At 70.5% G+C, this 21,836-nt stretch carries 18 protein-coding genes; 8 read left to right on the forward strand and 10 right to left on the reverse strand.

The genetic code is table 11. From position 1 onward, the window contains the following. Entirely contained in the window at positions 1-951 is a 951-nt protein-coding gene (locus tag ASC56_RS18340) for an ABC transporter substrate-binding protein (RefSeq protein WP_055492506.1), read from the reverse strand. 537 nt (positions 952-1,488) lie between these two features. Here ASC56_RS18340 and ASC56_RS18345 point away from each other — a divergent pair. The 5 genes from ASC56_RS18345 to ASC56_RS18365 all read left to right on the forward strand — a co-directional run bounded on the left by ASC56_RS18345 (position 1,489) and on the right by ASC56_RS18365 (position 5,740). Continuing rightward, positions 1,489-2,712 (forward strand): NADP-dependent malic enzyme, encoded by a 1,224-nt coding sequence (locus ASC56_RS18345; RefSeq protein WP_055492507.1) that lies wholly within the window; start codon positions 1,489-1,491, stop codon positions 2,710-2,712. A 438-nt stretch (positions 2,713-3,150) separates the two neighbouring features. Then, on the forward strand, positions 3,151-4,116 hold the full coding sequence (locus ASC56_RS18350; protein WP_055492508.1) for a zinc-binding dehydrogenase: 966 nt from the start codon (positions 3,151-3,153) through the stop codon (positions 4,114-4,116). A 167-nt stretch (positions 4,117-4,283) separates the two neighbouring features. Beyond that, complete coding sequence (locus tag ASC56_RS18355; protein WP_018571396.1) at positions 4,284-4,493, forward strand: helix-turn-helix domain-containing protein; 210 nt, start codon at positions 4,284-4,286, stop codon at positions 4,491-4,493. Continuing rightward, positions 4,493-5,056, forward strand: a complete 564-nt coding sequence (locus ASC56_RS18360) for a Clp protease N-terminal domain-containing protein (protein WP_055492509.1) — start codon at positions 4,493-4,495, stop codon at positions 5,054-5,056. Before ASC56_RS18355 ends, ASC56_RS18360 begins: the two co-directional genes overlap by 1 nt. Positions 5,057-5,134: 78 nt before the next feature. Continuing rightward, a complete protein-coding gene (locus tag ASC56_RS18365) occupies positions 5,135-5,740 on the forward strand; it encodes a hypothetical protein (RefSeq protein ID WP_199836023.1) in 606 nt (201 codons plus the stop codon). A gap of 64 nt (positions 5,741-5,804) precedes the next feature. On the opposite strand, the gene ASC56_RS18370 is transcribed toward ASC56_RS18365, so the two are convergent. The 7 genes from ASC56_RS18370 to ASC56_RS18400 form a co-directional block, all read right to left on the reverse strand. Beyond that, on the reverse strand, positions 5,805-6,839 hold the full coding sequence (locus ASC56_RS18370) for a PadR family transcriptional regulator (RefSeq protein ID WP_055492510.1): 1,035 nt from the start codon (positions 6,837-6,839) through the stop codon (positions 5,805-5,807). Position 6,840: 1 nt separating this feature from the next. Continuing rightward, positions 6,841-7,800 carry a DUF4097 family beta strand repeat-containing protein gene (locus ASC56_RS18375; protein ID WP_055492581.1) on the reverse strand — a complete coding sequence of 320 codons (960 nt, stop codon included), beginning with the start codon at positions 7,798-7,800 and terminating at the stop codon, positions 6,841-6,843. A 342-nt stretch (positions 7,801-8,142) separates the two neighbouring features. Continuing rightward, complete coding sequence (locus ASC56_RS18380) at positions 8,143-8,322, reverse strand: DUF6104 family protein (RefSeq protein ID WP_055492511.1); 180 nt, start codon at positions 8,320-8,322, stop codon at positions 8,143-8,145. A 248-nt stretch (positions 8,323-8,570) separates the two neighbouring features. Continuing rightward, positions 8,571-12,344: a multifunctional oxoglutarate decarboxylase/oxoglutarate dehydrogenase thiamine pyrophosphate-binding subunit/dihydrolipoyllysine-residue succinyltransferase subunit gene (locus tag ASC56_RS18385; protein ID WP_055492582.1), complete on the reverse strand. Its 3,774-nt coding sequence runs from the start codon at positions 12,342-12,344 to the stop codon at positions 8,571-8,573. A gap of 282 nt (positions 12,345-12,626) precedes the next feature. Further along, the gene (locus ASC56_RS18390; protein ID WP_055492512.1) at positions 12,627-13,733 is read right to left on the reverse strand and encodes a HAMP domain-containing sensor histidine kinase; all 1,107 of its coding nucleotides are present in this window, start codon (positions 13,731-13,733) and stop codon (positions 12,627-12,629) included. Next, positions 13,730-14,467, reverse strand: a complete 738-nt coding sequence (locus ASC56_RS18395; protein ID WP_055492513.1) for a response regulator transcription factor — start codon at positions 14,465-14,467, stop codon at positions 13,730-13,732. Before ASC56_RS18395 ends, ASC56_RS18390 begins: the two co-directional genes overlap by 4 nt. Before the next feature lie 112 nt (positions 14,468-14,579). Beyond that, positions 14,580-15,266, reverse strand: a complete 687-nt coding sequence (locus ASC56_RS18400) for a spermidine synthase (protein WP_055492583.1) — start codon at positions 15,264-15,266, stop codon at positions 14,580-14,582. 222 nt (positions 15,267-15,488) lie between these two features. Between ASC56_RS18400 and ASC56_RS18405 the strand changes: the two genes are divergently transcribed. Then, positions 15,489-16,280, forward strand: a complete 792-nt coding sequence (locus ASC56_RS18405; protein ID WP_055492514.1) for a rhomboid-like protein — start codon at positions 15,489-15,491, stop codon at positions 16,278-16,280. Positions 16,281-16,797: 517 nt separating this feature from the next. Then, complete coding sequence (gene lon, locus ASC56_RS18410; RefSeq protein ID WP_055492515.1) at positions 16,798-19,215, forward strand: endopeptidase La; 2,418 nt, start codon at positions 16,798-16,800, stop codon at positions 19,213-19,215. An 80-nt stretch (positions 19,216-19,295) separates the two neighbouring features. On the opposite strand, the gene ASC56_RS18415 is transcribed toward lon, so the two are convergent. Further along, a complete protein-coding gene (locus ASC56_RS18415) occupies positions 19,296-20,114 on the reverse strand; it encodes a lysozyme (RefSeq protein ID WP_055492516.1) in 819 nt (272 codons plus the stop codon). 284 nt (positions 20,115-20,398) lie between these two features. On the opposite strand from ASC56_RS18415, the gene ASC56_RS18420 reads away from it, so the two are divergent. After that, entirely contained in the window at positions 20,399-20,941 is a 543-nt protein-coding gene (locus ASC56_RS18420) for a MarR family winged helix-turn-helix transcriptional regulator (protein WP_055492517.1), read from the forward strand. Positions 20,942-20,963: 22 nt separating this feature from the next. Here the strand turns inward: ASC56_RS18420 and ASC56_RS18425 are convergent, their stop codons facing one another. Next, entirely contained in the window at positions 20,964-21,752 is a 789-nt protein-coding gene (locus tag ASC56_RS18425; protein WP_055492518.1) for a protein phosphatase 2C domain-containing protein, read from the reverse strand. Positions 21,753-21,836: the final 84 nt, after the last annotated feature.

A 21,836-nucleotide genomic window follows, 5' to 3' on the forward strand; every position in this document is an offset into this window, starting at 1 on the left:
TCAGGAGCCGCCGTTGATCTTCGCCTCGGTCACGGCACCGTCGGTGACGTTCCACTTCTGAAGGATCTTCTGGTACTCGCCGCTCTTGACGATCGCGTTCATGGCCGCCTGCAGCGCGTCGCGCAGCTGGGTGTTCTCCTTGCTGACACCCATGCCGTAGGGGCCGGCCTCGATCTGGCTGCCGGAGACCTCGAAGTCGCTGCCGCCGCCCGAGGTCTTCGCGTTGTAGGCCGCGACCGGGAAATCGTTCAGGTCGGCGACGGAGGCGCCCTGCTTGAGGCGGAGCAGCGCCTCCGGGTCGGTGTCGAAGGTCTGCAGCGTGATGGGCTTCTTGCCGTCCTTCTTGCACTTCGTGCTCTGCGCCTTGGCGATGCCCTCGGACGTGGTGCCCTGCTGCAGGGCCACGACCTTGCCGCACAGGTCGTCGAGGGACTTGATGCCCTTCGGGTTGCCCTTCTGGACGAGGATCGAGGTACCGGCGGTGAAGTAGTCGACGAAGTCGATACCGTTGCCGACCTTCTTGCCGGTGTCGGAGTCGATGCCGTTCTGGCGGTCCTTCGTGTCGTTCATGGCCGACATGACCATGTTGAACCGCTTGGCCTGCAGACCCACGATGAGCTGCGCGAACTTGCCGTTCTGGAAGTCGAACCTCACCCCCAGCTGCTTGCCGAGGGCGTCCGCGACGTCCGGGTCGATGCCCACGGCCTTGCCGCCCTGCATGAACTCGACCGGCGGGTACGCGATGTCGGAACCCACCTTGATGACGCCCGCGTCCCGGATGTCCTTGGGGAGCTTGCCGGCGAGCGGTGCCGAGGAGTTGGAGCCGCTGTTGTTCTTGTTCGTGTGGTCGCCGCAGCCGGTGAGCACCAGGGTGCCCGCGACCGCGATGGCGCCGACCGCGGCTATCCGGGAGCGCGTGGCGGTCGTACGACGGGTGGAGCGTGCGGTCATGGCGGGTTCCTCCGGCGGGATGGGTTGTGCCGATGGGGTCGACGAGAACACACACCTTCGGGTGTCGCGACCTCGTGTGATTGAGGCATCTTGCCATTCGGACTCAGGCATTCAGGGGGCCGGATATGTCAAAATCGGATAACGGGTCACCCCCGAACCGCCTCGGATGGCCGATCAGGGCCGGACCTTGTGCGGGAATCCTTTATTCCGGCCGGAAGATCTTCGGTGCGTCTCACGATGTGGTTGGTTGCGCTGCGTACTCCTGATCGTGAGCGGACCCGTCGCGGACTTGTCCACACTTTCGCCCATGAGTCATCTCACCGGCGTGTGACCTTAGCGTTATGGACTCGTCCCGGACACCATCCGTCCGGTAAGAAGGATCCTTAACCCCTCATCCGGGGCTCAGGGCGCGTGTGCGGCGCGCCCGTCGCGTATGTGCCCGTACGTATCAGTCATCAGGGCCATGCGTGGTGCCCGCCCACCCCTCAACCAGGAGTGGTCACCCTCAAACCATGAACACCTAAGGGGTACAACACAGTGGCAGCGGAGATCGTCAATCCTCGCAGCGACAGCAATACGGATCAGGACGGCGGGGTCGAGCCCCACGACTCCTTCGATCCCGCGTTCGCGCTGCACCGCGGCGGCAAGATGGCCGTGCAGGCCACCGTGCCGGTCCGCGACAAGGACGACCTGTCCCTCGCGTACACGCCCGGCGTCGCCCGGGTGTGCACCGCCATCGCGGAACAGCCGGAACTGGTCCACGACTACACATGGAAGTCGTCGGTCGTCGCGGTCGTGACGGACGGTACGGCGGTGCTCGGGCTCGGCGACATCGGTCCCGAGGCCTCCCTCCCGGTGATGGAGGGCAAGGCGATCCTGTTCAAGCAGTTCGGCGGCGTGGATGCCGTCCCGATCGCCCTGGACTGCACGGACGTGGACGAGATCGTGGAGACCGTCGTCCGGCTCGCGCCCTCCTTCGGGGGCGTCAACCTGGAGGACATCTCGGCGCCGCGGTGCTTCGAGATCGAGCGCAAGCTCCAGGAGCGGCTGGACATCCCGGTCTTCCACGACGACCAGCACGGTACGGCCGTGGTGACGCTGGCGGCCCTGCGGAACGCCGCGCGGCTGACCGGCAAGGGCCTCGGGGATCTGCGGGCGGTCATCTCGGGCGCGGGCGCGGCCGGAGTGGCGATCGCCAAGATGCTGGTGGAGGCCGGGATCGGGGATGTGGCGGTCGCGGACCGCAAGGGCATCGTGTCGGTCGACCGGGACGATCTGACGCCGGTCAAGCGTGAGCTCGCGGGGTTCACCAACAAGGCGGGTGTCTCCGGGTCGCTGGAGCACGCCCTCGCGGACGCCGACGTCTTCATCGGCGTCTCCGGCGGTACGGTGCCGGAGGAGGCCGTGGCGTCCATGGCGGAGGGTGCCTTCGTCTTCGCGATGGCCAACCCGAACCCCGAGGTGCACCCGGACGTCGCGCACAAGTACGCGTCCGTGGTGGCGACCGGGCGGTCCGACTTCCCGAACCAGATCAACAACGTGCTGGCGTTCCCCGGGATCTTCGCGGGTGCGCTGCAGGTGCGGGCGTCCCGGATCACCGAGGGCATGAAGATCGCGGCGGCCGAGGCACTTGCGGCGGTCGTCGGGGACGACCTGGCGGCCGACTACGTCATCCCGTCGCCCTTCGACGAGCGGGTGGCCCCGGCGGTGACGGCCGCGGTCGCGGCCGCGGCACGCGCCGAAGGCGTCGCGCGGCGCTGACGCTCCGCCGGGCGGGCGGGTCGCATCTTCCCGCCCGCCCATCGGCGCGGCCGTTCCCGGTGCGGGTTGCCGCGCCCTGCGTCTGCGAGGTGCCTGGCGGTGGTGGAGTGCTTGGCCTTGGCGGCGGTGTGGGCCGGGCATGGTTGCGGTCGTCGGCTCGCCCATTGGCGCGGCCGCCCATTGGCGCGGCTCGCCCATTGGCGCGGCCCGCCCATTGGCGCGGCCCGCCCATCGGCGCGGCCGGCCCGCTCGGTGCGCGGTTGTGGTGCCTGGTGGTTCGGGGATGGGTGCCTGGCGGTGGCGGGATGCCTGAGATGGCGATGGGCGATGGGCGATGGCGTGGGTCGGGCGTCGTTGTCATCGGCCCGTGTGCGCAGGGACGTGTGTCACAGCCGGCCCTGGTTCCGTGCATCCCCGGCGGCGCCTATCGTCAAGGTCATGTTCGCTGCCTACGCCGCCCGCATCGACCGTGACCACCCTCTCACCGGCCTTGAGTTGGGAGAGCGCCCCGCCCCCGAGCGGAGGCCCGGCTGGACGACCGTGAACGTCAGGGCCGCCTCCCTCAACCACCACGACCTCTGGTCCCTGAGGGGCGTCGGTCTCTCCGAGGACAAGCTCCCCATGATCCTCGGCTGTGACGCGGCCGGTGTCGACGAGGACGGCAACGAGGTCGTCCTGCACTCCGTCATCGGCCAGACCGGCCACGGCGTCGGCCCGGACGAGCCGCGCTCGATCCTCACCGAGCGCTACCAGGGCACCTTCGCCGAACAGGTGTCCGTCCCCACGTGGAACCTCCTGCCCAAGCCCAAGGAACTCTCCTTCGAGGAGGCCGCCTGCCTCCCCACCGCGTGGCTGACCGCCTATCGCATGCTGTTCACCAACGCCGGCGTACGCCCCGGCGACTCCGTCCTCGTCCAGGGCGCCGGCGGCGGTGTCGCGACCGCCGCGATCGTGCTCGGCAAGGCGGCCGGCCTGCGGGTGTTCGCCACCAGCCGCGACGAGGCGAAGCGCAAGCGGGCCCTGGAACTGGGTGCCGTGGAAGCCCTGGAGTCCGGGGCGCGGCTGCCGCAGCGGGTGGACGCCGTCATCGAGACCGTCGGCGCCGCCACGTGGTCGCACTCCGTCAAGTCGCTGCGTCCCGGCGGCACCCTCGTCATCTCGGGAGCCACCAGCGGCGACCGTCCCTCCCACGCCGAACTCACCCGCATCTTCTTCCTGGAGCTGAAGGTCGTGGGCTCCACCATGGGGTCCAAGGACGAACTGGAGGACCTGCTCTCCTTCTGCGCCGCCACCGGGGTGCGTCCGGTCGTCGACGAGATCCTTCCTCTCGATCGCGCCCGCGATGCCTTCGAACGGCTTGAGGCGGGCGACCAGTTCGGCAAGATCGTGCTCACCACGAACTGACCGCCCTCTCGCTCTTCCCGTTCACGACGGCCAGACATCGCCTTCTCCGGCCACGGCGGGCTCGGAACCTCTCCGAGCCCGCCGTTCGCGTTCTCGTTCCCAGAGTGGCGGCAAGCATCTGTCAACTGGGGTTGACGGACACCATGCTGTCAATCTAGGTTGACAGCATGACCGAAGCAACGGATCTCGCCGAGCGCGCGGGCGACCGCGATCCGCGGGTCGGGCTGCGAGCCGTCGCCGCGCTGCGGAGGCTGCTGGAGCAGCTGGAGGCGGTGCAGGTGCGCAGCGCGCGCAACCAGGGCTGGTCGTGGCAGGAGATCGCCGCGGAACTCGGAGTGAGCAGGCAGGCCGTGCACAAGAAGTACGGGAGGCAGTGATGTTCGAGCGATTCACCAAGGACGCCCGCGCGGTGGTCACCGGTGCGGTCGAGCACTGCGAACGGACCGGTGGGGAGCGAGTCGAGGAGGCGCACCTGTTGCTCGCCCTCCTCGACCGCGAGGGCGGCCGCGCGGCGTTCGCCCTGGCGTCGCTAGGGCTCACGGCACGGCGGGACGCGGTCGAACGGGACCTTGCCGACGCCCGACGCCGCGGCGGTCTCTCCCGCGCCGACGCGGACGCACTCTCCGGTCTTGGTATCGACCTCACGGAGATCGTCTCCCGCGTCGAGGAGACGTACGGGCAGGGCGCGTTGGCGGCGGACCGCACAGGAGGCGTACGACGATCCGGGCGCCGCCCGTTCACCCGTGGCGCCAAGGACCTGCTCACCCAGTCCCTGCGCGCCGCCCTCGCCCACGGCGACCGGCACATCGGCGACGAGCATCTGCTTCTCGCCCTGACCGCCCGCCCCGGCGTCCCGTCCGACGTCCTGGCCGACCATGGAGTGACCTGTGCGGCCGTGGAGCGCGTGCTGTGGGGCGGCGACGAGGCCAGGGCCGGGTGAGCCCCGCGGCGATGGCGCCCGGGCAGTGTGGGCACCCCTAGGGTGGGTACCCCGGTTGTCTTGCCCCCTGGAGATACCGTGTCCGAGACCTTGCCGTCGTCCCCGTCCGAGCCCGTGCCCGTGGAGTTCACGCCTGCGGCCGAGCCCGTCCGGGAGGCGGTGACCAAACTCGGCGGGCAGCCCGTGTGGCTGGAGGAACCGCAGTGGCCGCTGTCCCGCGGGACGGGCGAACCCATGCGGTTCATTGGGCAGTTCACTCTTGCGGGTGGTGTGCTGGGCTATCTGTTCATGACGGGGAACGACAAGGGCACGTCCGTCGACGGAACCTACGACCCGGAGGGCGGCGAGAACGCCCTTCTGGTCCAGCCCGGCGGATCCGTCCCGGGCTTCGTCACCGTGGGGACCAGGGCGGAGGGGCCGACGGTGGGCCCCGACCATCTGCCACGCCCGGCCCGGGAGGGCGGTACCGACCCGGACGGACACGCCTGGCAGTTCCTCGGAGGGCCCGGCATCGAGCCCCGCTGGCTCCAGGGTGAGGAGACCCCGGGGGAGGGGTGGCGCCTTCTGGTCCAGCTCGACTCCGGCCGTCTGCCGTTCCGCGTCGACTTCGGCGACTCCGGCGTCGGCTACGCCTTCACCTCACCGGACGGCAAGGAGGGGCGCTTCCTGTGGCAGTGCCTGTGAAGAGCGCCCTTCGTCGGGCCGGATGAAGCCGCCCCTCCGCCGAACGGCCCCAGCCAGGCGTCAGTCACTCCTGCCGTGACCGCAGGGTCGCCCCGATGTGCGCCGCCGCCGTGGACAGATGGCGGCGGGCATCGCGGAGCTGGTCCTCCGTCACACCATGGTCACGGGCCGCGTCGCGGATGTCGTCACGGAAGCGGTCCAGAAGCCGGTCCAGGGCGCGGGCGGGGTCGCCCGAGAAGTCCTCGTGCGCCCAGGAGGGTTCGTACGCGCCGGGGAAGTCCTCGGGGGTCGCCGAGTACTCCGGTGCCTCGGCCGCTCCCGTGCGCCCGAAGCCCCAGTCCTTGCCGAACCCCTTGCCGAAGTCCTTCCCGAACTCGCCGAACTCCTTGGCCAGTTCGGTCAGGCCCTCCCGAACACCCGTCGGCCAGTCGCCCCGCGCGACGTGGTCCTGCACCTGCTCCTGGACCCGTCGCGCTATGCGCTGCAGCTCCTCCTGCGCCTGGGCACGCGCCCGCTCCTGCGCCTCCTTGGCCTGGTGGCGCGCCCGCTGGGCCTCCTCCCGGGCCCGCCGGCTCTCGTCCTTGGCGCGCCGCGCCTGCTCCTTCCACTCCTGCTTGACGCGGCGCATCTCCTCCTTGGCGGCGCGCCACGCCTCCTTCTCGGAGCGGTCGCCGTACTCCCCGTACGCACCCTCGTGCTCCTGGCCGTCCCTGCGGGCCTCGGAGACCGCTGCCCGCAGCTCGCGGCGCAGATCACCAGCCGCCCCGCGGACATCGGCCCGGATCTCGGCCGCCAGCTCCGCGACCGACTCGCGGATCTCCAGCTCCAGGTCGGCCAACTCACCGCTGCGGTCGGCCAGTTCGGCGCGGCCCGCGTCCGTGATCGCGTACACCTTTCGGCCGCCCTCGGTGGTGTGCGTGACCAGGCCCTCGGCCTCCAGCTTGGCCAGCCGCGGGTAGACGGTGCCGGCCGACGGCGCGTACAGCCCCTGGAAGCGCTCCTCCAGCAGCCGAATCACCTCGTATCCGTGGCGCGGCGCCTCGTCGAGCAGCTTCAGCAGGTACAGCCGCAGTCGTCCATGGGCGAAGACGGGAGGCATGTCAGAGCCCCTTCTGCTCGGTCGGACCGCCGGTCGTGCCGTCGGGGGAACGATCGGACGGGGCGGCGGTGTCGCTGCCGGTGCCCGGCATCGCGTCCTCCGCGTCCGCGGGGGACGCGACCCGTGGGCCGGGTGCGTCCCATGGCTCGTCCTCCGCGGGCGGGCGGCGGAGCAGGGCGATGGAGCCGGAGACCGTGGTCGCCCTCAGACGGCCGTTGCCCCCGCCCAGGCGGCCCGTGATCTTCTTGGCGCCCCACTGGCCGGTGACGCGCAGGTCCTCGAAGGCGTTGGACACCGTGCCGCTCGCCGTGTTGGCCTCGACCTCCGCGTCCGCCGGGTGGGGGAGGCGGATCGCTATCTCGCCCGAGACGCTCGTCAGGCCGGCGTCGGTGGGGCCGCTCGTGGGGTCGAGGTCCAGGATGATCGAGCCGCTCACGGAGTCCGCCTTCACCAGCGGGCAGGCGCCCTCGATGACGGTCAGATCGCCGGAGACGGAGCTGAGGCGCAGCTCGCCCGTGACGCCCTGGGCCTCCACGCTGCCCGAGACCGTCGTGGCGCGGACCGGTCCGGAGAGGCCGACCAGTGTGGTCTCGCCCGTGACGCCCTTCACCTCGGCGCCGCCGTCGATTCCGGAGACCACGGCGTTGGCGCCGACCGCGCCCACTTCCACACGGGTGGTCGCCGGGACGGCCAGGGAGACCACCGCGCTGCGGCGCCAGCCCTTCCGGTCGAGCCACTTGAGGAAGCCCTTCCAGGGGAGATCTTCGTACGCCACGGTGAGGACGCCGTCCTTCTGCGTCACCGTGAGGGGTGGGCCCTCGATCTCGGAGACCTCAAGGCGTGCGGAACCCTCGTCGGTGCCCACCACGTTCACCGTTCCGTTGACGAGGCGAACCTCCAGTGCCGTCACGGGGGCGTCGAAGGTGAGCTTCCTCGGCTCGGCGACGGACCACTCGGACATCCTGCTGACCTCCTCGGCCGGTGGGGACACGGCGTACGCGACGGACGACACCGCGGACCTACGCGACGGGCACGGGGAGCCGCTCACTCAACACGCCATATCGCGTCTTCTGTATTCACGATATATCGCGGCTACGCAAAGTCAAGAGACCCCTCCTGGCGAACCTACGGGGAGGAATGCTGACGAAACACCCTAATGCGGGGCCATGTCGACGGAAGATCGCGCCACCGCTGCTCCTCGCGCACGGCGGGCTCGGCCTGGTGTACGACCTCGCGCCCGCGCGAGGGACTGCGCACGCCGCTCGGCCCGGCCCCGACCGGCCCCCTCGTCCGGGCGCGGGCCCTACTCGTCGTCCTCGTCGTCCAGCCGCGCAAGCCAGGTCGCCAGCCGCTCCACCGGCACCTCGAAGTCCGGGTTGAGATCGACGAACGTACGAAGCTGCTCGGCGAGCCACTCGAAGGTGACCTCTTCCTCGCCGCGCCGCTTCTGCAGTTCCTCGATGCCGCGGTCGGTGAAGTACACGGGTGCTCTCCTGAAGGCGCTGGGCCGGGACGTACCCCTCCAGGGTAAGCCGCCCGCCGGGCCACCCCCGGCCGCCCGCCGGGCCACCCCCGGCCGCCCGCCGGGCCACCCCCGGCCGCCCGCCGGGCCACCCCGTCCGGCCGATCGTCCCCAGCGCCTCACCAGTGGCCGTGACGAGCGAAGGGCCCGGTCCCGAGTCGTCGTGACTCGGGACCGGGCCCTGTCGTCAGGCCGAGGTGCGCGGCGGCCTACGCCTCGAACACCTCACGCACCAGCTGCTCCTGCTCGGCCTGGTGCCGCTTCGCGGAGCCGACGGCCGGGGACGAGCTGTGCGGGCGCGAGATGCGGCGCAGGCGCTCGCCCGGCGGGATGTCCGCGCCGACCGCCAGGTCCAGGTGGTCGATGAGGTTCAGGGCGATGAACGGCCATGCGCCCTGGTTCGCCGGCTCCTCCTGGGCCCACAGGTACTTCTCGGCGTTCGGGTACTTCTTGATCTCCGCCTGGAGCTCCGCGCCCGGCAGCGGGTACAGACGCTCCAGCCGGATGATCGCCGTGTCGGTCACGCCGCGCTTCCGGCGCTCCGCCTCCAGGTCGTAGTAGACCTTGCCCGCCGTGAAGACGACCTTGCGGACCGCGGCCGGGTCCACCGACGTGTCGCCGATGACCGGGCGGAACCGGCCGGTCGTGAACTCCTCCGCCTTGGACGCGGCGGCCTTGAGGCGCAGCATCGACTTCGGCGTGAAGACCACCAGCGGCTTGTGGTGCGGGTTGTGCACCTGCCACCGCAGGAGGTGGAAGTAGCTCGACGGCAGGGTGGGCATGGCCACCGTCATGTTGTTCTGCGCGCACAGCTGCAGGAAGCGCTCCGGGCGGGCCGAGGAGTGGTCCGGGCCCTGGCCCTCGTAGCCGTGCGGGAGGAGCAGGGTGACGCCGGACGTCTGGCCCCACTTCTGCTCGGCCGACGAGATGAACTCGTCCACGACCGTCTGCGCGCCGTTGACGAAGTCGCCGAACTGGGCCTCCCACATCACCAGCGCGTCCGGGCGGGCCAGCGAGTAGCCGTACTCGAAGCCCATCGCCGCGTACTCGGACAGCAGGGAGTCGTAGACGTTGTAGCGCGCCTGGTCCTCGGAGAGGTACTGCAGCGGGGTGTAGTCCTCGCCCGTCGCGCGGTCGATGATCACCGCGTGGCGCTGGCCGAACGTACCGCGGCGCGAGTCCTGGCCCGACAGCCGGACCGGGACGCCCTCGAGCAGCAGCGAGCCGATCGCGATGGTCTCGCCCATGCCCCAGTCGATCGTGCCGTCCTCGACCATCGCCGCCCGGCGTTGCAGCTGCGGCAGCAGACGCGGGTGCACGGTGATGTTGTCGGGGATGTTGACCTGGGACTCGGCGATCCGCTTGACGACCTCGGCGGACACGGCCGTGTCAACCGCCACCGGGAAGCCGTCCTGCGGTTCCTCCGCCGCACCCGGAACCGGCTGCGACGTGGCCTCGCGGACCTCCGTGAAGACCTTCTCCAGCTGGCCCTGGTAGTCCTGCAGGGCCTGCTCGGCCTCCTCCAGCGTGATGTCGCCCCGGCCGATCAGCGACTCGGTGTACAGCTTACGCACCGAGCGCTTCTTGTCGATCAGGTCGTACATCAGCGGCTGGGTGAAGGCCGGGTTGTCCGACTCGTTGTGGCCGCGGCGGCGGTAGCAGATGAGGTCGATCACCACGTCCTTGTTGAACGCCTGACGGAACTCGAAGGCCAGGCGCGCGACGCGCACGACCGCCTCCGGGTCGTCGCCGTTCACGTGGAAGATCGGGGCCTCGATCATGCGGGCCACGTCCGTCGCGTACATGGAGGAACGCGAGGACTCGGGGGCCGCCGTGAAGCCGACCTGGTTGTTGATGACGATGTGGACCGTGCCGCCCGTGCGGTAGCCGCGCAGCTGCGACATGTTCAGGGTCTCGGCCACCACGCCCTGGCCCGCGAAGGCCGCGTCGCCGTGGATCGCCACCGGCAGGACCGTGAAGTCCGTACCGCCCTTGTTGATGATGTCCTGCTTGGCGCGGGCGACACCCTCCAGGACCGGGTCCACCGCCTCCAGGTGGGACGGGTTCGCGACCAGCGACACCGCGATCTGCTCGCCGTCCAGGCCGGTGAAGGTGCCCCCGGCACCCAGGTGGTACTTCACGTCGCCGGAGCCGTGCATCGACTTCGGGTCGAGGTTGCCCTCGAACTCGCGGAAGATCTGCGCGTAGGACTTGCCGACGATGTTGGCGAGCACGTTCAGGCGGCCGCGGTGGGCCATGCCGATGACGACCTCGTCGAGGCGCGACTCGGCCGCGCTGTCGATCACCGCGTCGAGCAGCGGGATGACCGACTCGCCGCCCTCCAGGGAGAAGCGCTTCTGGCCGACGTACTTCGTCTGCAGGAAGGTCTCGAAGGCCTCAGCCGCGTTCAGCCGGCGCAGGATGCGCAGCTGCTCCTCGCGCTCCGGCTTGGAGTGCGGGCGCTCCACACGGTCCTGGATCCACTTGCGCTGCTTGGGGTCCTGGATGTGCATGTACTCGATGCCGGTGGTGCGGCAGTACGAGTCCCGCAGTACGCCGAGGATGTCGCGCAGCTTCATCATCGACTTGCCGGCGAAGCCGCCGACCGCGAACTCGCGCTCCAGGTCCCACAGGGTGAGGCCGTGCTCGACGATGTCCAGGTCGGGGTGCTTGCGCTGGCGGTACTCCAGCGGGTCGGTGTCGGCCATGACGTGGCCGCGCACCCGGTAGGAGTGGATCAGCTCGAAGACCCGGGCGGCCTTGGTGACGTCGTCGTCGTGCGAGGCGTCGATGTCCTTGAGCCAGCGGACCGGCTCGTAGGGGATGCGCAGGGCCTCGAAGATCTCGTCGTAGAAGCCGTTCTCACCGAGGAGGAGGTTCGCGACGATGCGCAGGAACTCGCCGGATGCGGCGCCCTGGATCACCCGGTGGTCGTAGGTCGACGTGAGCGTCATGACCTTCGAGATGCCGAGCTTGTTCAGCGTGTCCTGGGAGGTGCCCTGGAACTCCGCCGGGTAGTCCATCGAGCCGACGCCCATGATCACCGACTGGCCGGGCATCAGGCGCGGGACCGAGTGGACCGTGCCGAGGCCGCCGGGGTTGGTCAGGGAGACCGTGACGCCGGTGAAGTCGTCCATCGTCAGCTTGCCGTCACGGGCGCGGCGGACGATGTCCTCGTAGGCCTGCCAGAACTCGAAGAAGTTCAGCGTCTCGGCCTTCTTGATCGCCGCGACGACCAGCTGGCGGTCGCCGTTCGGCTTGACCAGGTCGATGGCGAGGCCGAGGTTGACATGCTCCGGCTTGACGAGGGTCGGCTTGCCGTCCTTCTCCCCGAACGACCAGTTCATCGACGGCATGGCCTTGATGGCCTGCACCATCGCGTAGCCGATCAGGTGCGTGAAGGAGATCTTCCCGCCCCGGGCGCGCTTGAGGTGGTTGTTGATGACGATGCGGTTGTCGAAGAGCAGCTTCACCGGGACCGCGCGCACGGACGTGGCCGTGGGGAGCTCCAGGGAGGCGTTCATGTTCTTCGCGACGGCGGCGGCGGGGCCGCGCAGCGTCACCAGCTCGGGGCCCTGGGGCGCCTCGGCCACGGGTACGTCCTTCTTGGGCTGTGCGGGCGCAGCCGTGGGCTTCGCGGCGGCAGGTGCGGCGGGCCTCGGAGCGGCGGGCGCCGGAGCCTGGGGCGCCGCGGGAGCCGCAGGAGCGGCGGGCGCAGCGGCGGCCGGAGCGGCCGGGGCCGACGAGGTGGTCCCTGCGGCCCCCGCGGCCGCAGTACCCGCCGCAGCCGAGGCGGCAGCGGCCCCCGGCTTGTAGTCGGCGAAGAAGTCCCACCAGGCGCGGTCGACCGAATTCGGGTCCTGGAGGTACTGCTGATAGATCTCGTCGACGAGCCACTCGTTCGGACCGAACGCGGCCGCGGGGTTCTTCCCGGCTTGGTCGTCGGTCGAGATGCTCGAGTTACTGGGGGACTGTGGCGACACGGCGGCAACCGCCCTCTTCCGCTTCACAAGGTGATTGGACAGCGGGAATAAAGGCTACGCCTCCCCGGGCGTGAAGGTCGGGTCGGGCCGGTTCATCGTCGCGTAAGTCACATCGGAGCGCGCGTTTCGGGGTCCGAAATGGCGGGAAACAAGCGGGGTTCCGATCTGAAACGGGTGCGACGGGCCGGCACCGGCGCGGGGAGCACGCGGGCCTCTGCCTGATCACACGTGTCCACCGGCGCGGACGCGCATGGATCTTGTTGCTCCGCTTCGAACTTTACGTCAACTTGGCAGAGAAGGCTCTCCCGGAAGGGTGACCTGTATCCGGCAGCCGCGTGGGGATTCGGCCACGCCGATCCGGCCACCGTGCAGGTCCACCGCCCACCGGGCGATCGCCAGGCCGAGGCCGGTGCCGCCGTCGCTGCCCGGTCCGTGCGGCGCGCTCACGGCGCCGCGGTTGAACCGCTCGAAGACCCGGTGCCACTCCGACTGGGGGATGCCCGGGCCCTCGTCCAGCACCTCGAGCTCCAGGGACTCCGGAGCGGCGCCGCGCCGGGCCTTGACCGTGACACGGCCGTGCGGCGGGCTGTGCTTGACCGCGTTGTCGATCAGGTTGGCGACGACCTGGTGGATGCGCTCGGGGTCCGCCTGCGCGGTCAGCTCCGGCGGGGAGACGTCGAGATGCAGATGCACGTCCGTGCGGGTGTGGCTGCCGGAGCCCGAGGCGATGCCCGCGCGTGCGGAGGACACCATCTGCGCCTCCTTGAGGACGCCCGAGAGATACGGCCACACCTCGAAGCGGCGCTTCTTCAGCGGGACCACGCCGTTGTCCAGGCGGGAGAGGTCCAGCAGGGTCTCCACCAGGCGCCCGAGGCGTTCCGTCTGCTTCAGGGCCGTGCGCATGGTCTCGGGGTCGGCCTCGGTGACCCCGTCCACGATGTTCTCCAGCACCGCGCGCAGGCCCGCGATGGGCGTGCGCAGCTCGTGCGAGACGTTCGCCACCAGTTCCTTGCGCTGGCGGTCCTGGGCCGCCAGCTCGTCGGCCATCAGGTTGATCGTGTGGGCCAGGTCACCCAGCTCGTCACGGCGGTTGTCACGGACCCGGCGCGTGTAGTCACCGTGCGAGATGGACCGGGCCACCGTGTTCATCTCGTCCAGCGGGGCGGTGAGCGAATGCGCCACGAACTGCGTTATCAACAGTGTGGCGATCATCGAGAAGACCGTGATGAAGCGCAGCTCCGTCGCGGTGCGCACCGCGATCATCAGCAGGCCCGTGGTGATCAGCACCGAGATGATGACCAGCGCGCCCAGTTTGGTCTTGATCGAGAACGGGCGTACACCACCCCAGGGCTCCCCGGGGCTTCTCCGTGGGGCCGGCCCGTCGCTCATGGCGTCGGGGTCTCCAGCGCGTAGCCGACGCCGTGCACGGTACGGATGCGCTCCGCGCCGATCTTCCGCCGCAGGGCCTTGATGTGGCTGTCCACGGTGCGCGTGCCGGACGCGTCCGCCCAGTCCCACACCTCCGCGAGCAGCTGCTCGCGCGAGAGTACGGCGCGCGGTGTGTTCGCCAGGCATACGAGCAGGTCGAACTCGGTGGGCGTCAGATGGACGTCCTCGCTGCGCACCCGCACCCGGCGCTGTGCGTGGTCGATCTCCAGTTCGCCGAGGCGCAGTATGCCGCTGCGCGGTGTCGCTGCCGCCAGCGCGGCCCGCTCCACCCGGCGCAGCAGTACATGCACCCGGGCCGCCAGCTCCCGCATCGAGAACGGCTTGGTCATGTAGTCGTCGGCGCCGACGCCGAGCCCGACCAGCATGTCCGTCTCGTCGTCGCGCGCCGTGAGCATCAGCACCGGCACCGGGCGCTGCGCCTGCACGCGACGGCAGACCTCCAGGCCGTCGAAGCCAGGCAGCATGATGTCGAGGATCAGCAGGTCAGGCTGCCAGGCCTCGGCCGTGTCCACGGCTGCCGGACCGTCGCCGGCCGTTTGCACGAGGAATCCCTCGGCGCGCAAGCGGGCGGCGATGGCGTCGACGATCGTCGGGTCGTCCTCGACCACCAGAACCCGACGCTGAGCGCCCGGGGTCGCCGTCGTGCCGTTGTGCGAGGTGTGTGTCTGCTCCATCGCCCGCCCCTGAGTGTGCTTTCCGGAATCCGTGGGGTGATCCCATGACTGCGCTTGACGCTTGAATGATCCGCGTCAGGGAAGCAGCGTACGGGGAGTTACCGCGAGTCGGCTATCCAGGTCTGACAGCGAGGTGCACGACGTCGGGAACGCCCCGGGCAACGGGCACCTCTTCGGTACGCACCTGCTGGAACCCGGCATTCCATAGGGTTCCTTCAAATTCCGGAGAGGGCTGTGCCGACCACACCGCGAGCACACCACCGGGCCTCAACACCCTTGCGGAGCTTGCGAGTCCGGCCGTCGAGTACAGGCTTTCGTTGTCGTCGGTGACGGTCCAGCCTGGCCCGTTGTCGATGTCGAGGCACAGTGCGTCGTACGTGTCCGATGTCTCATTGACGTACGTCAGGAGATCGGCTTCGAGGATGCGGGTTCGCCGGTCGGCGCGCGCGTCCGCGGACAGCGTGGACAGGGGGCCGTCGAGGTGCCAGTCGACCACGGCGTGCTCACGTTCGACGACCGTGATGCGTCCCCAGCGCGCGTCCGCCGCGGCGTGCGCCAGCGAGAAGCCGACGCCCAATCCGCCGATCAGCACGCTCGGCTCCGGGCGTCCGTCCAGCGCGGCGTACGCGGCGTCGACGAGCAGCCGCTCCGAGCGTCCGTCGGAGGTGTCCATCAGGAAGCAGCCGTTGGCGATGATCTGGAGCAGTTCACCGTGGCGCCGCAGCACGATCTCGCCGTGCGGACCCTCGCGACGGTCCAGCACCTCCGGGGTCCCACAGGCGTCGTACGGATGAGGCATGGACCACATTCTGGTGACGAGATGTCCCCGGGGCGATGGATTTTCCCGATGGCTCACACCCAGTCAGATGTGACCGAGTCGCTAACATCCCCTCACGCATCCGCCCCCGGACGCATTCAGCGGCTAGGAAGTTGCTGTGAATCGCGTCTGTCGTGGCTTCGGTCATAGACAGCGGGCCCGCTCGGCGCGAAGGGTGGATCGTGACGGAAGGAGTGCCGCACTTTGGAACGCACGGTCTCGGCGGCTGACGCCATGCTCACGGTCCCCGAGACGGGCGCGCCACTTCTGGACGGCATGCCGCGCCAGCGCACGGTGGTGACCCTCCCCGTCCCGGTCACGCGCCCGGTTCCGGCGCCCGCGAGAAGGACCGGCCCGCACCCCTGGCTGCTCCTGCCGACCCCCACGGGCACGCCCTTCACCTTCGGATACGCCCTCGTCCTCATCGTGACGTCGATGTTCGCCGAGTTCGCCGAGTTCGCCGACCCCTCGCTCCTGCAGGTGCTGTACCAGGAGTCCAGCACCGACGTGGTCCACCTGGCGAGCAGCCCGGCTCTGGCGCTGGTCGCCAGCGCGCTGTGGATCGCGGGCGGGATGACGTCGGCGTACGCGCTTGTCTTCCTGCTCGTGCTCACGGCACTGGAACGACGGATAGGCGGCCCGCGCGCGGCCGTCGTCTTCCTGCTCGGCCATGTGCTCGCGACCCTGGCCACGGAGATCCCGGTCGGTGTCTCGGTACTGGCGGGCGATCTGCCCGACACCTCCCTGCACCGCCTCGACTACGGCATCAGCTTCGGCGTCGCCGCGAGCGTCGGCGCGCTGGCCGGCCTGCTGCGGCCGTGGCTGCGCTGGACGATGCTCATCATGTTCGGCGGAGTGCTGCTCGAAGACCTGGTCGAGTTCACGGACCCCCTGAGCAACTGGGGCCATCTGCTTGCCCTGGCGATCGGTATCGGCACATGGCCGCTGGTACGGCGCTGGCAGCGGACCGGCTCCGCGATGCCGTCGGTCGCGTGACTCCGACCGCCGGGCAGGCGGTTCGGTCAGGGCGCCGGTGGCGCTCACCCGTGACCTGAGGACAACGCACGCCGCGTTGGGCGGCGCGGTCGCCGCACCCGTGACCAGGGCCGGGCGGACCCTCCTGCTTCCTCCCGGGCCGGCTGCGAACCGCCCACGCCACCGGCGCACTCCGTCCCCTTCCGCAGCACCCCCGTGCGGCGCGGAGCGGAGCCGGACCGGCCCCCGCGGACCTCTGCCGAAGCCCCGTAACAGGCAGGCGGGCCCCTCGGCCGGGACGGCCGGGAAGCATCGCGCACCCTCAGGCGTTGGATCGGCACCGGACGGACGCCGGGGGACCCCGCGGCACCTCCCGCACCTCCGGCACCTCCCGCACCTCCCTCATGTGGGACGGCTCGTGGCCGCCTCGTGCCGAGCTCCCCGAGTGATCGCTCAGAGCGAACGGCGGGTGGGGAACAATCGAACCCTGGCATGCATTGAGTCCACATAGCTCAACTTGACTGCCGAAGGGGAGATCATGGCTTCGACGTCCACACCGCTCACCCTGCCCGTGCTGCCGCTCGACGGCGAGATCGTGCTGCCCGGGATGGTGGTTCCGCTCGACCTGAGCGACTCCGAGGTGCGCGCGGCGGTGGAGGCCGCACAGGCCGCCGCGCGGTCGCAGCCCGGTAAGCCCAGGGTTCTGCTGGTGCCACGCATCGACGGGACGTACGCGAGCACGGGTGTGCTCGGCACGGTCGAGCAGGTCGGCCGGCTGGCCGACGGTGACCCGGGCGCCCTGATCCGCGGCCGCGGCCGCGTCAGGATCGGCGCCGGGACCACCGGACCGGGTGCGGCGCTGTGGGTCGAGGGCACGAGGCTCGACGAGACCGTTCCCGACCCGTTGCCCGGCCACGTCGCCGAACTGGTCAAGGAGTACAAGGCCCTCGCCACCAGTTGGCTGAGGAAGCGCGGTGCCTGGCAGGTCGTGGACCGGGTCCAGGCGATCGACGACGTCTCCGCGCTCGCCGACAACTCCGGCTACTCGCCCTTCCTGACCACCGAACAGAAGGTGGAGCTCCTGGAGACCGCCGACCCGGTCGCCCGGCTGAAGCTCGCCACCCAGCAGCTGCGCGACCACCTCGCGGAGCAGGACGTCGCCGAGTCCATCGCCAAGGACGTCCAGGAGGGCGTCGACAAGCAGCAGCGCGAGTTCCTGCTGCGCCGTCAGCTGGAGGCCGTCCGCAAGGAGCTGCGCGAGCTGAACGGCGACGCCGCGGAAGGTGAGGAGTCCGACGACTACCGGGCGCGCGTCGAGGCCGCCGACCTTCCCGAGAAGGTCCGGGAGGCCGCCCTCAAGGAGGTCGACAAGCTGGAGCGCGCCAGCGACCAGTCGCCCGAGGGGTCGTGGATCCGGACGTGGCTCGACACCGTCCTCGAACTGCCGTGGAACGAGCGAACCGAGGACGCCTACGACATCCGCGGCGCCCAGTCCGTCCTCGACGCCGAGCACGCCGGCCTGGAGGACGTGAAGGAGCGGATCACCGAGTACCTGGCGGTGCGCAAGCGGCGCGCCGACCGGGGGCTGGGCGTGGTCGGCGGACGGCGCGGCGGTGCCGTCCTCGCGCTCGTGGGTCCGCCCGGTGTCGGCAAGACGAGCCTCGGCGAGTCGGTCGCCCACGCCATGGGGCGCAAGTTCGTCCGGGTCGCGCTCGGCGGCGTACGCGACGAGGCCGAGATCCGCGGCCACCGGCGTACGTACGTCGGTGCCCTGCCCGGCCGGATCGTCCGGGCCATCAAGGAGGCCGGTTCGATGAACCCGGTCGTCCTGCTCGACGAGATCGACAAGGTGGGGTCGGACTTCCGGGGCGACCCGGCGGCGGCCCTGCTCGAGGTCCTCGACCCGGCCCAGAACCACACCTTCCGGGACCACTACCTGGAGGTCGAGCTGGACCTGTCCGACGTCGTGTTCCTCGCGACGGCCAACGTCCTCGAAGCCATCCCGGAGGCCCTGCTCGACCGTATGGAGCTGGTCCGCCTGGACGGCTACACGGAGGACGAGAAGGTCGTCATCGCCCGCGACCACCTGCTTCCGCGGCAGCTGGAGCGCGCCGGGCTCGAAAAGGACGAGGTCACGCTCGACGAGGGCGCGCTGCGCAAGCTCGCGGGCGAGTACACCCGGGAGGCGGGCGTACGGAACCTGGAGCGGTCGATCGCGCGGCTGCTGCGCAAGGTCGCGGCCCAGCACGAACTGGGTGAGAAGGAGCTGCCGTTCACCGTCCGCGACGAGGACCTGCGCGGGCTGATCGGTCGTCCGCACCATGTGCCCGAGTCCGCCCAGGACCCGGCCGAGCGGCGTACGGCCGTCCCCGGTGTGGCGACCGGTCTCGCGGTCACGGGCGCCGGCGGTGACGTCCTCTACGTGGAGGCGTCCCTGGCCGACCCGGAGACGGGCGCGGCGGGCCTGACCCTCACCGGTCAGCTTGGCGACGTGATGAAGGAGTCGGCGCAGATCGCGCTGAGCTTCCTGCGCTCCCACGGCGCCGAACTGGAGCTGCCGGTCGGCGATCTCAAGGACCGGGGGGTGCACATCCACTTCCCGGCGGGCGCGGTCCCCAAGGACGGCCCGAGCGCGGGCATCACGATGACGACCGCGCTGGCCTCGCTCCTGTCGGGCCGTCTGGTCCGTACGGACGTGGCGATGACGGGCGAGGTCTCGCTGACCGGCCGTGTCCTGCCGATCGGCGGGGTGAAGCAGAAGCTGCTCGCCGCGCACCGGGCGGGTGTGAGCACCGTCGTCATCCCGAAGCGCAACGAGCCCGACCTGGACGACGTCCCGGCCGAGGTGCTGGACAAGCTGGACGTCCACGCCGTCACCGACGTCCGCCAGGTCCTGGAGCTGGCGCTCGCGCCGGCCACGAACGGCGCGACGCCGGAGGTTCCGGTGGCGGCGTGACGGACGCTGCCGGATGAGGGAAGGCCCGGGTTTTCGTGAGGGAGGCCCGGGCCTTCACCGTGCCTGCACGGGCGCGTGCGTCAGCCGTTGGCGAGCGCGACGACGCGGTCGAGCGCCCCGTTGAACCTGTCGTGGTCGCCGACCGTCGGGCCGGACGAGGTGTACTGCCACATCGTGTAGTACCCCCAGCCGGCCGGGAGCGTGCCCGGGTCGGCGGCGTAGCGGGCGATCCACAGCGGGTCGGCGGAGGCGAAGCCGCCGTGGTTTCCGGTGCACTGGGTCCACCAGCTGGTGGCCGTGTAGATCACGGCGTCCCGGCCGGTGCGTGCCCGGTAGGTGTTCAGGAAGTCGGCGATCCAGCCGACCATCGCGGCGGCCGACTTGCCGTAGCAGGTGGCGCCGTACGGGTTCCACTCGATGTCCAGGGCGCCCGGCAGCGTCCTGCCGTCGCGGGACCAGCCGCCGCCGTGGTCGACGAAGTAGTTGGCCTGGGTGGCGCCGCTCGTGGTGTCCGGCGTCGCGAAGTGGTAGGCGCCGCGGATCATGCCGACGTCGTACGAGCCGTTGTACTGCTGGGCGAAGTAGGGGTTCGTGTAGTACGTCCCCTCGGTCGCCTTGGTGTAGGCCCATCTGACCCCGCTGCCCCACAGGGTCGACCAGGCGACGTTGCCCTGGTAGGCGGAGACGTCCACGCCTTCGGTCTGCGCGACGGCAGCGCTGCTGGGCGCCCGGCCCCGGCCGTCGTGCGCCAGGACGCCCATGCCCATGTACGCGCTACCGCGTACGGGTGTGCCGGCGGCGTGGGCCGGGAGGGTGAACAGGAGGGAGAACGCGGCGAGCAGGATTGCTGCCGCTGACAGGCGCGGGCGCCGGACCGATCCGGGTCTGTGCACGGGCATGCGTGCCTCCGAAAGGCTCGGTGGAGCTCCGTGGAGCTCGGTGGGGGATCGCTCGGACATGCCCGTGCTCAGGTGCGTGGGGATGCGACGCGCTGTTGACAGCTGTCGATGGCGTGGGCATGCCATTAGTGGCCTGACTGGGAAGCTACGCACGTAGACCCAGGCTGGGAAGGGGGGCCGGAGGCTGCCGTTGGTCTACGCCTGCGAAATACTGACGGAGCTGCGGCAATGGCGACGTTTGGCAGAAAGTTTCAGGATCGGGAAACCGGGTCAGGGGTGCTGACGTGCACGAGGGCGCAAACGGCGAGGGGCGGCCGGTTGAATCCGGCGTGCCGGGAAGTGGTGTGGACCAGCCGGGGACGACACCGGGCGGTGCCGCGGCCGTGCCCGGCGGCGGGAACCAGGAGTTCCTGTCGCTGGAGCGCGAACTGACCGTGTTCCTGCGGCGGGCCCGCGCCAACCAGGGCGAGATGGCCCGCGAGGTCCACCCCGATCTGGAGTCCGCCGCGTACGGACTCCTCGTCAGGCTCGACGAGTGCGGCCGCCAGCGCGCCACGGAACTCGCCGCCTACATCGGCGTCGGCAAGGCCACGATGTCCCGCCAGCTGCGCGCCCTGGAGGACCTCGGCCTGGTCGCCCGGGAGCCCGACCCGGCCGACGGCCGCGCCTGGCTCGTCCACCTCACCGAGGAGGGCCGCAGCCGCGTCGGCCGTGTCCGTGAGGCCCGGCGTGCCCGCTATGTGAGCAAGCTCGCCCACTGGGACCCGCGCGAGGTCGCCGAACTGGCCCGGTTGCTGAACCAGTTGAACCGGGGCATGGAGAAGTAGACCGCGCCACGCCGCCCGCCTCTCACGGCTGCACGTACACCACCGTCGCGTCGTCGTGCGTCTTGCTGCGGCCCAGGCGCGTCCGCTCCTCGCGGTCGGCGCTCTCCAGCGCCCGTACGCGCTCCACCAGTGCCGCCGCGCCCTCCTTGCGGACGAACGTGAACAGATCCGTCCAGTCGCCCTGGCGGAACTTCTCCGTCCAGCGGGTCGCGCCGTCCGTCAGGGCCACCAGGCTGCGCACCGCCGCGCGCGGCAGTTCGCCCGTGACCGCGCGGGCCGCGACCGAGGGGTCCGCCGCCGCCGTGAAGAACCCGCCCTCCTTGTTGCGGACCGTCGCGTCCGCGATCGCGTCCGTCGCCAGACTGGCGCGCGGTATGCGCGCGAGACGGTCGTCCAGGAGGGCGGTCACCGCGCCGTCGGGCGCCTCGGCCAGCAGGGCCGAGTCCGAGAGGACCAGGTACTCCACCGCGCTCTCGGACCAGCGGGCGAGGACCACGGTCGCCTGGGGGGTGCGCGGGTGAGAAAGGTCACAGGTGGTCGCATGGGACTCGGCGGTACGAAGAATGGCGTGGGAAAGGATCTCCGGCAGCGTCAGATCCTGGCGGGAAACGGACAGTTCGGTCAGTTTGCCGCCCAGACGCGCGCAGAACCAGGGGACCGGGTGGAGGCAGCCGTCGTCGCCCCGCGGCGGAGTCACCCCGTCCAGGACGACCAGCGCCCCGCCCTGTCCTGAAGCCGGAACCGCGAGCGCGGCGAAGTCCTCGTTGGGGCGGGCGGGGTCCCCGGAGGCTGAAATCAGTTCAATGCGCATTCGGACAGTCTGCACGAGCCCTTCACAACGCCCACGAAAGGCTGGCAACGGCTGCCGGATCGCTGCGACGCCCCAGGTCGGCCG

Source organism: Streptomyces sp. TP-A0356 (assembly GCF_001417775.1).
GTDB lineage: Bacteria > Actinomycetota > Actinomycetes > Streptomycetales > Streptomycetaceae > Streptomyces.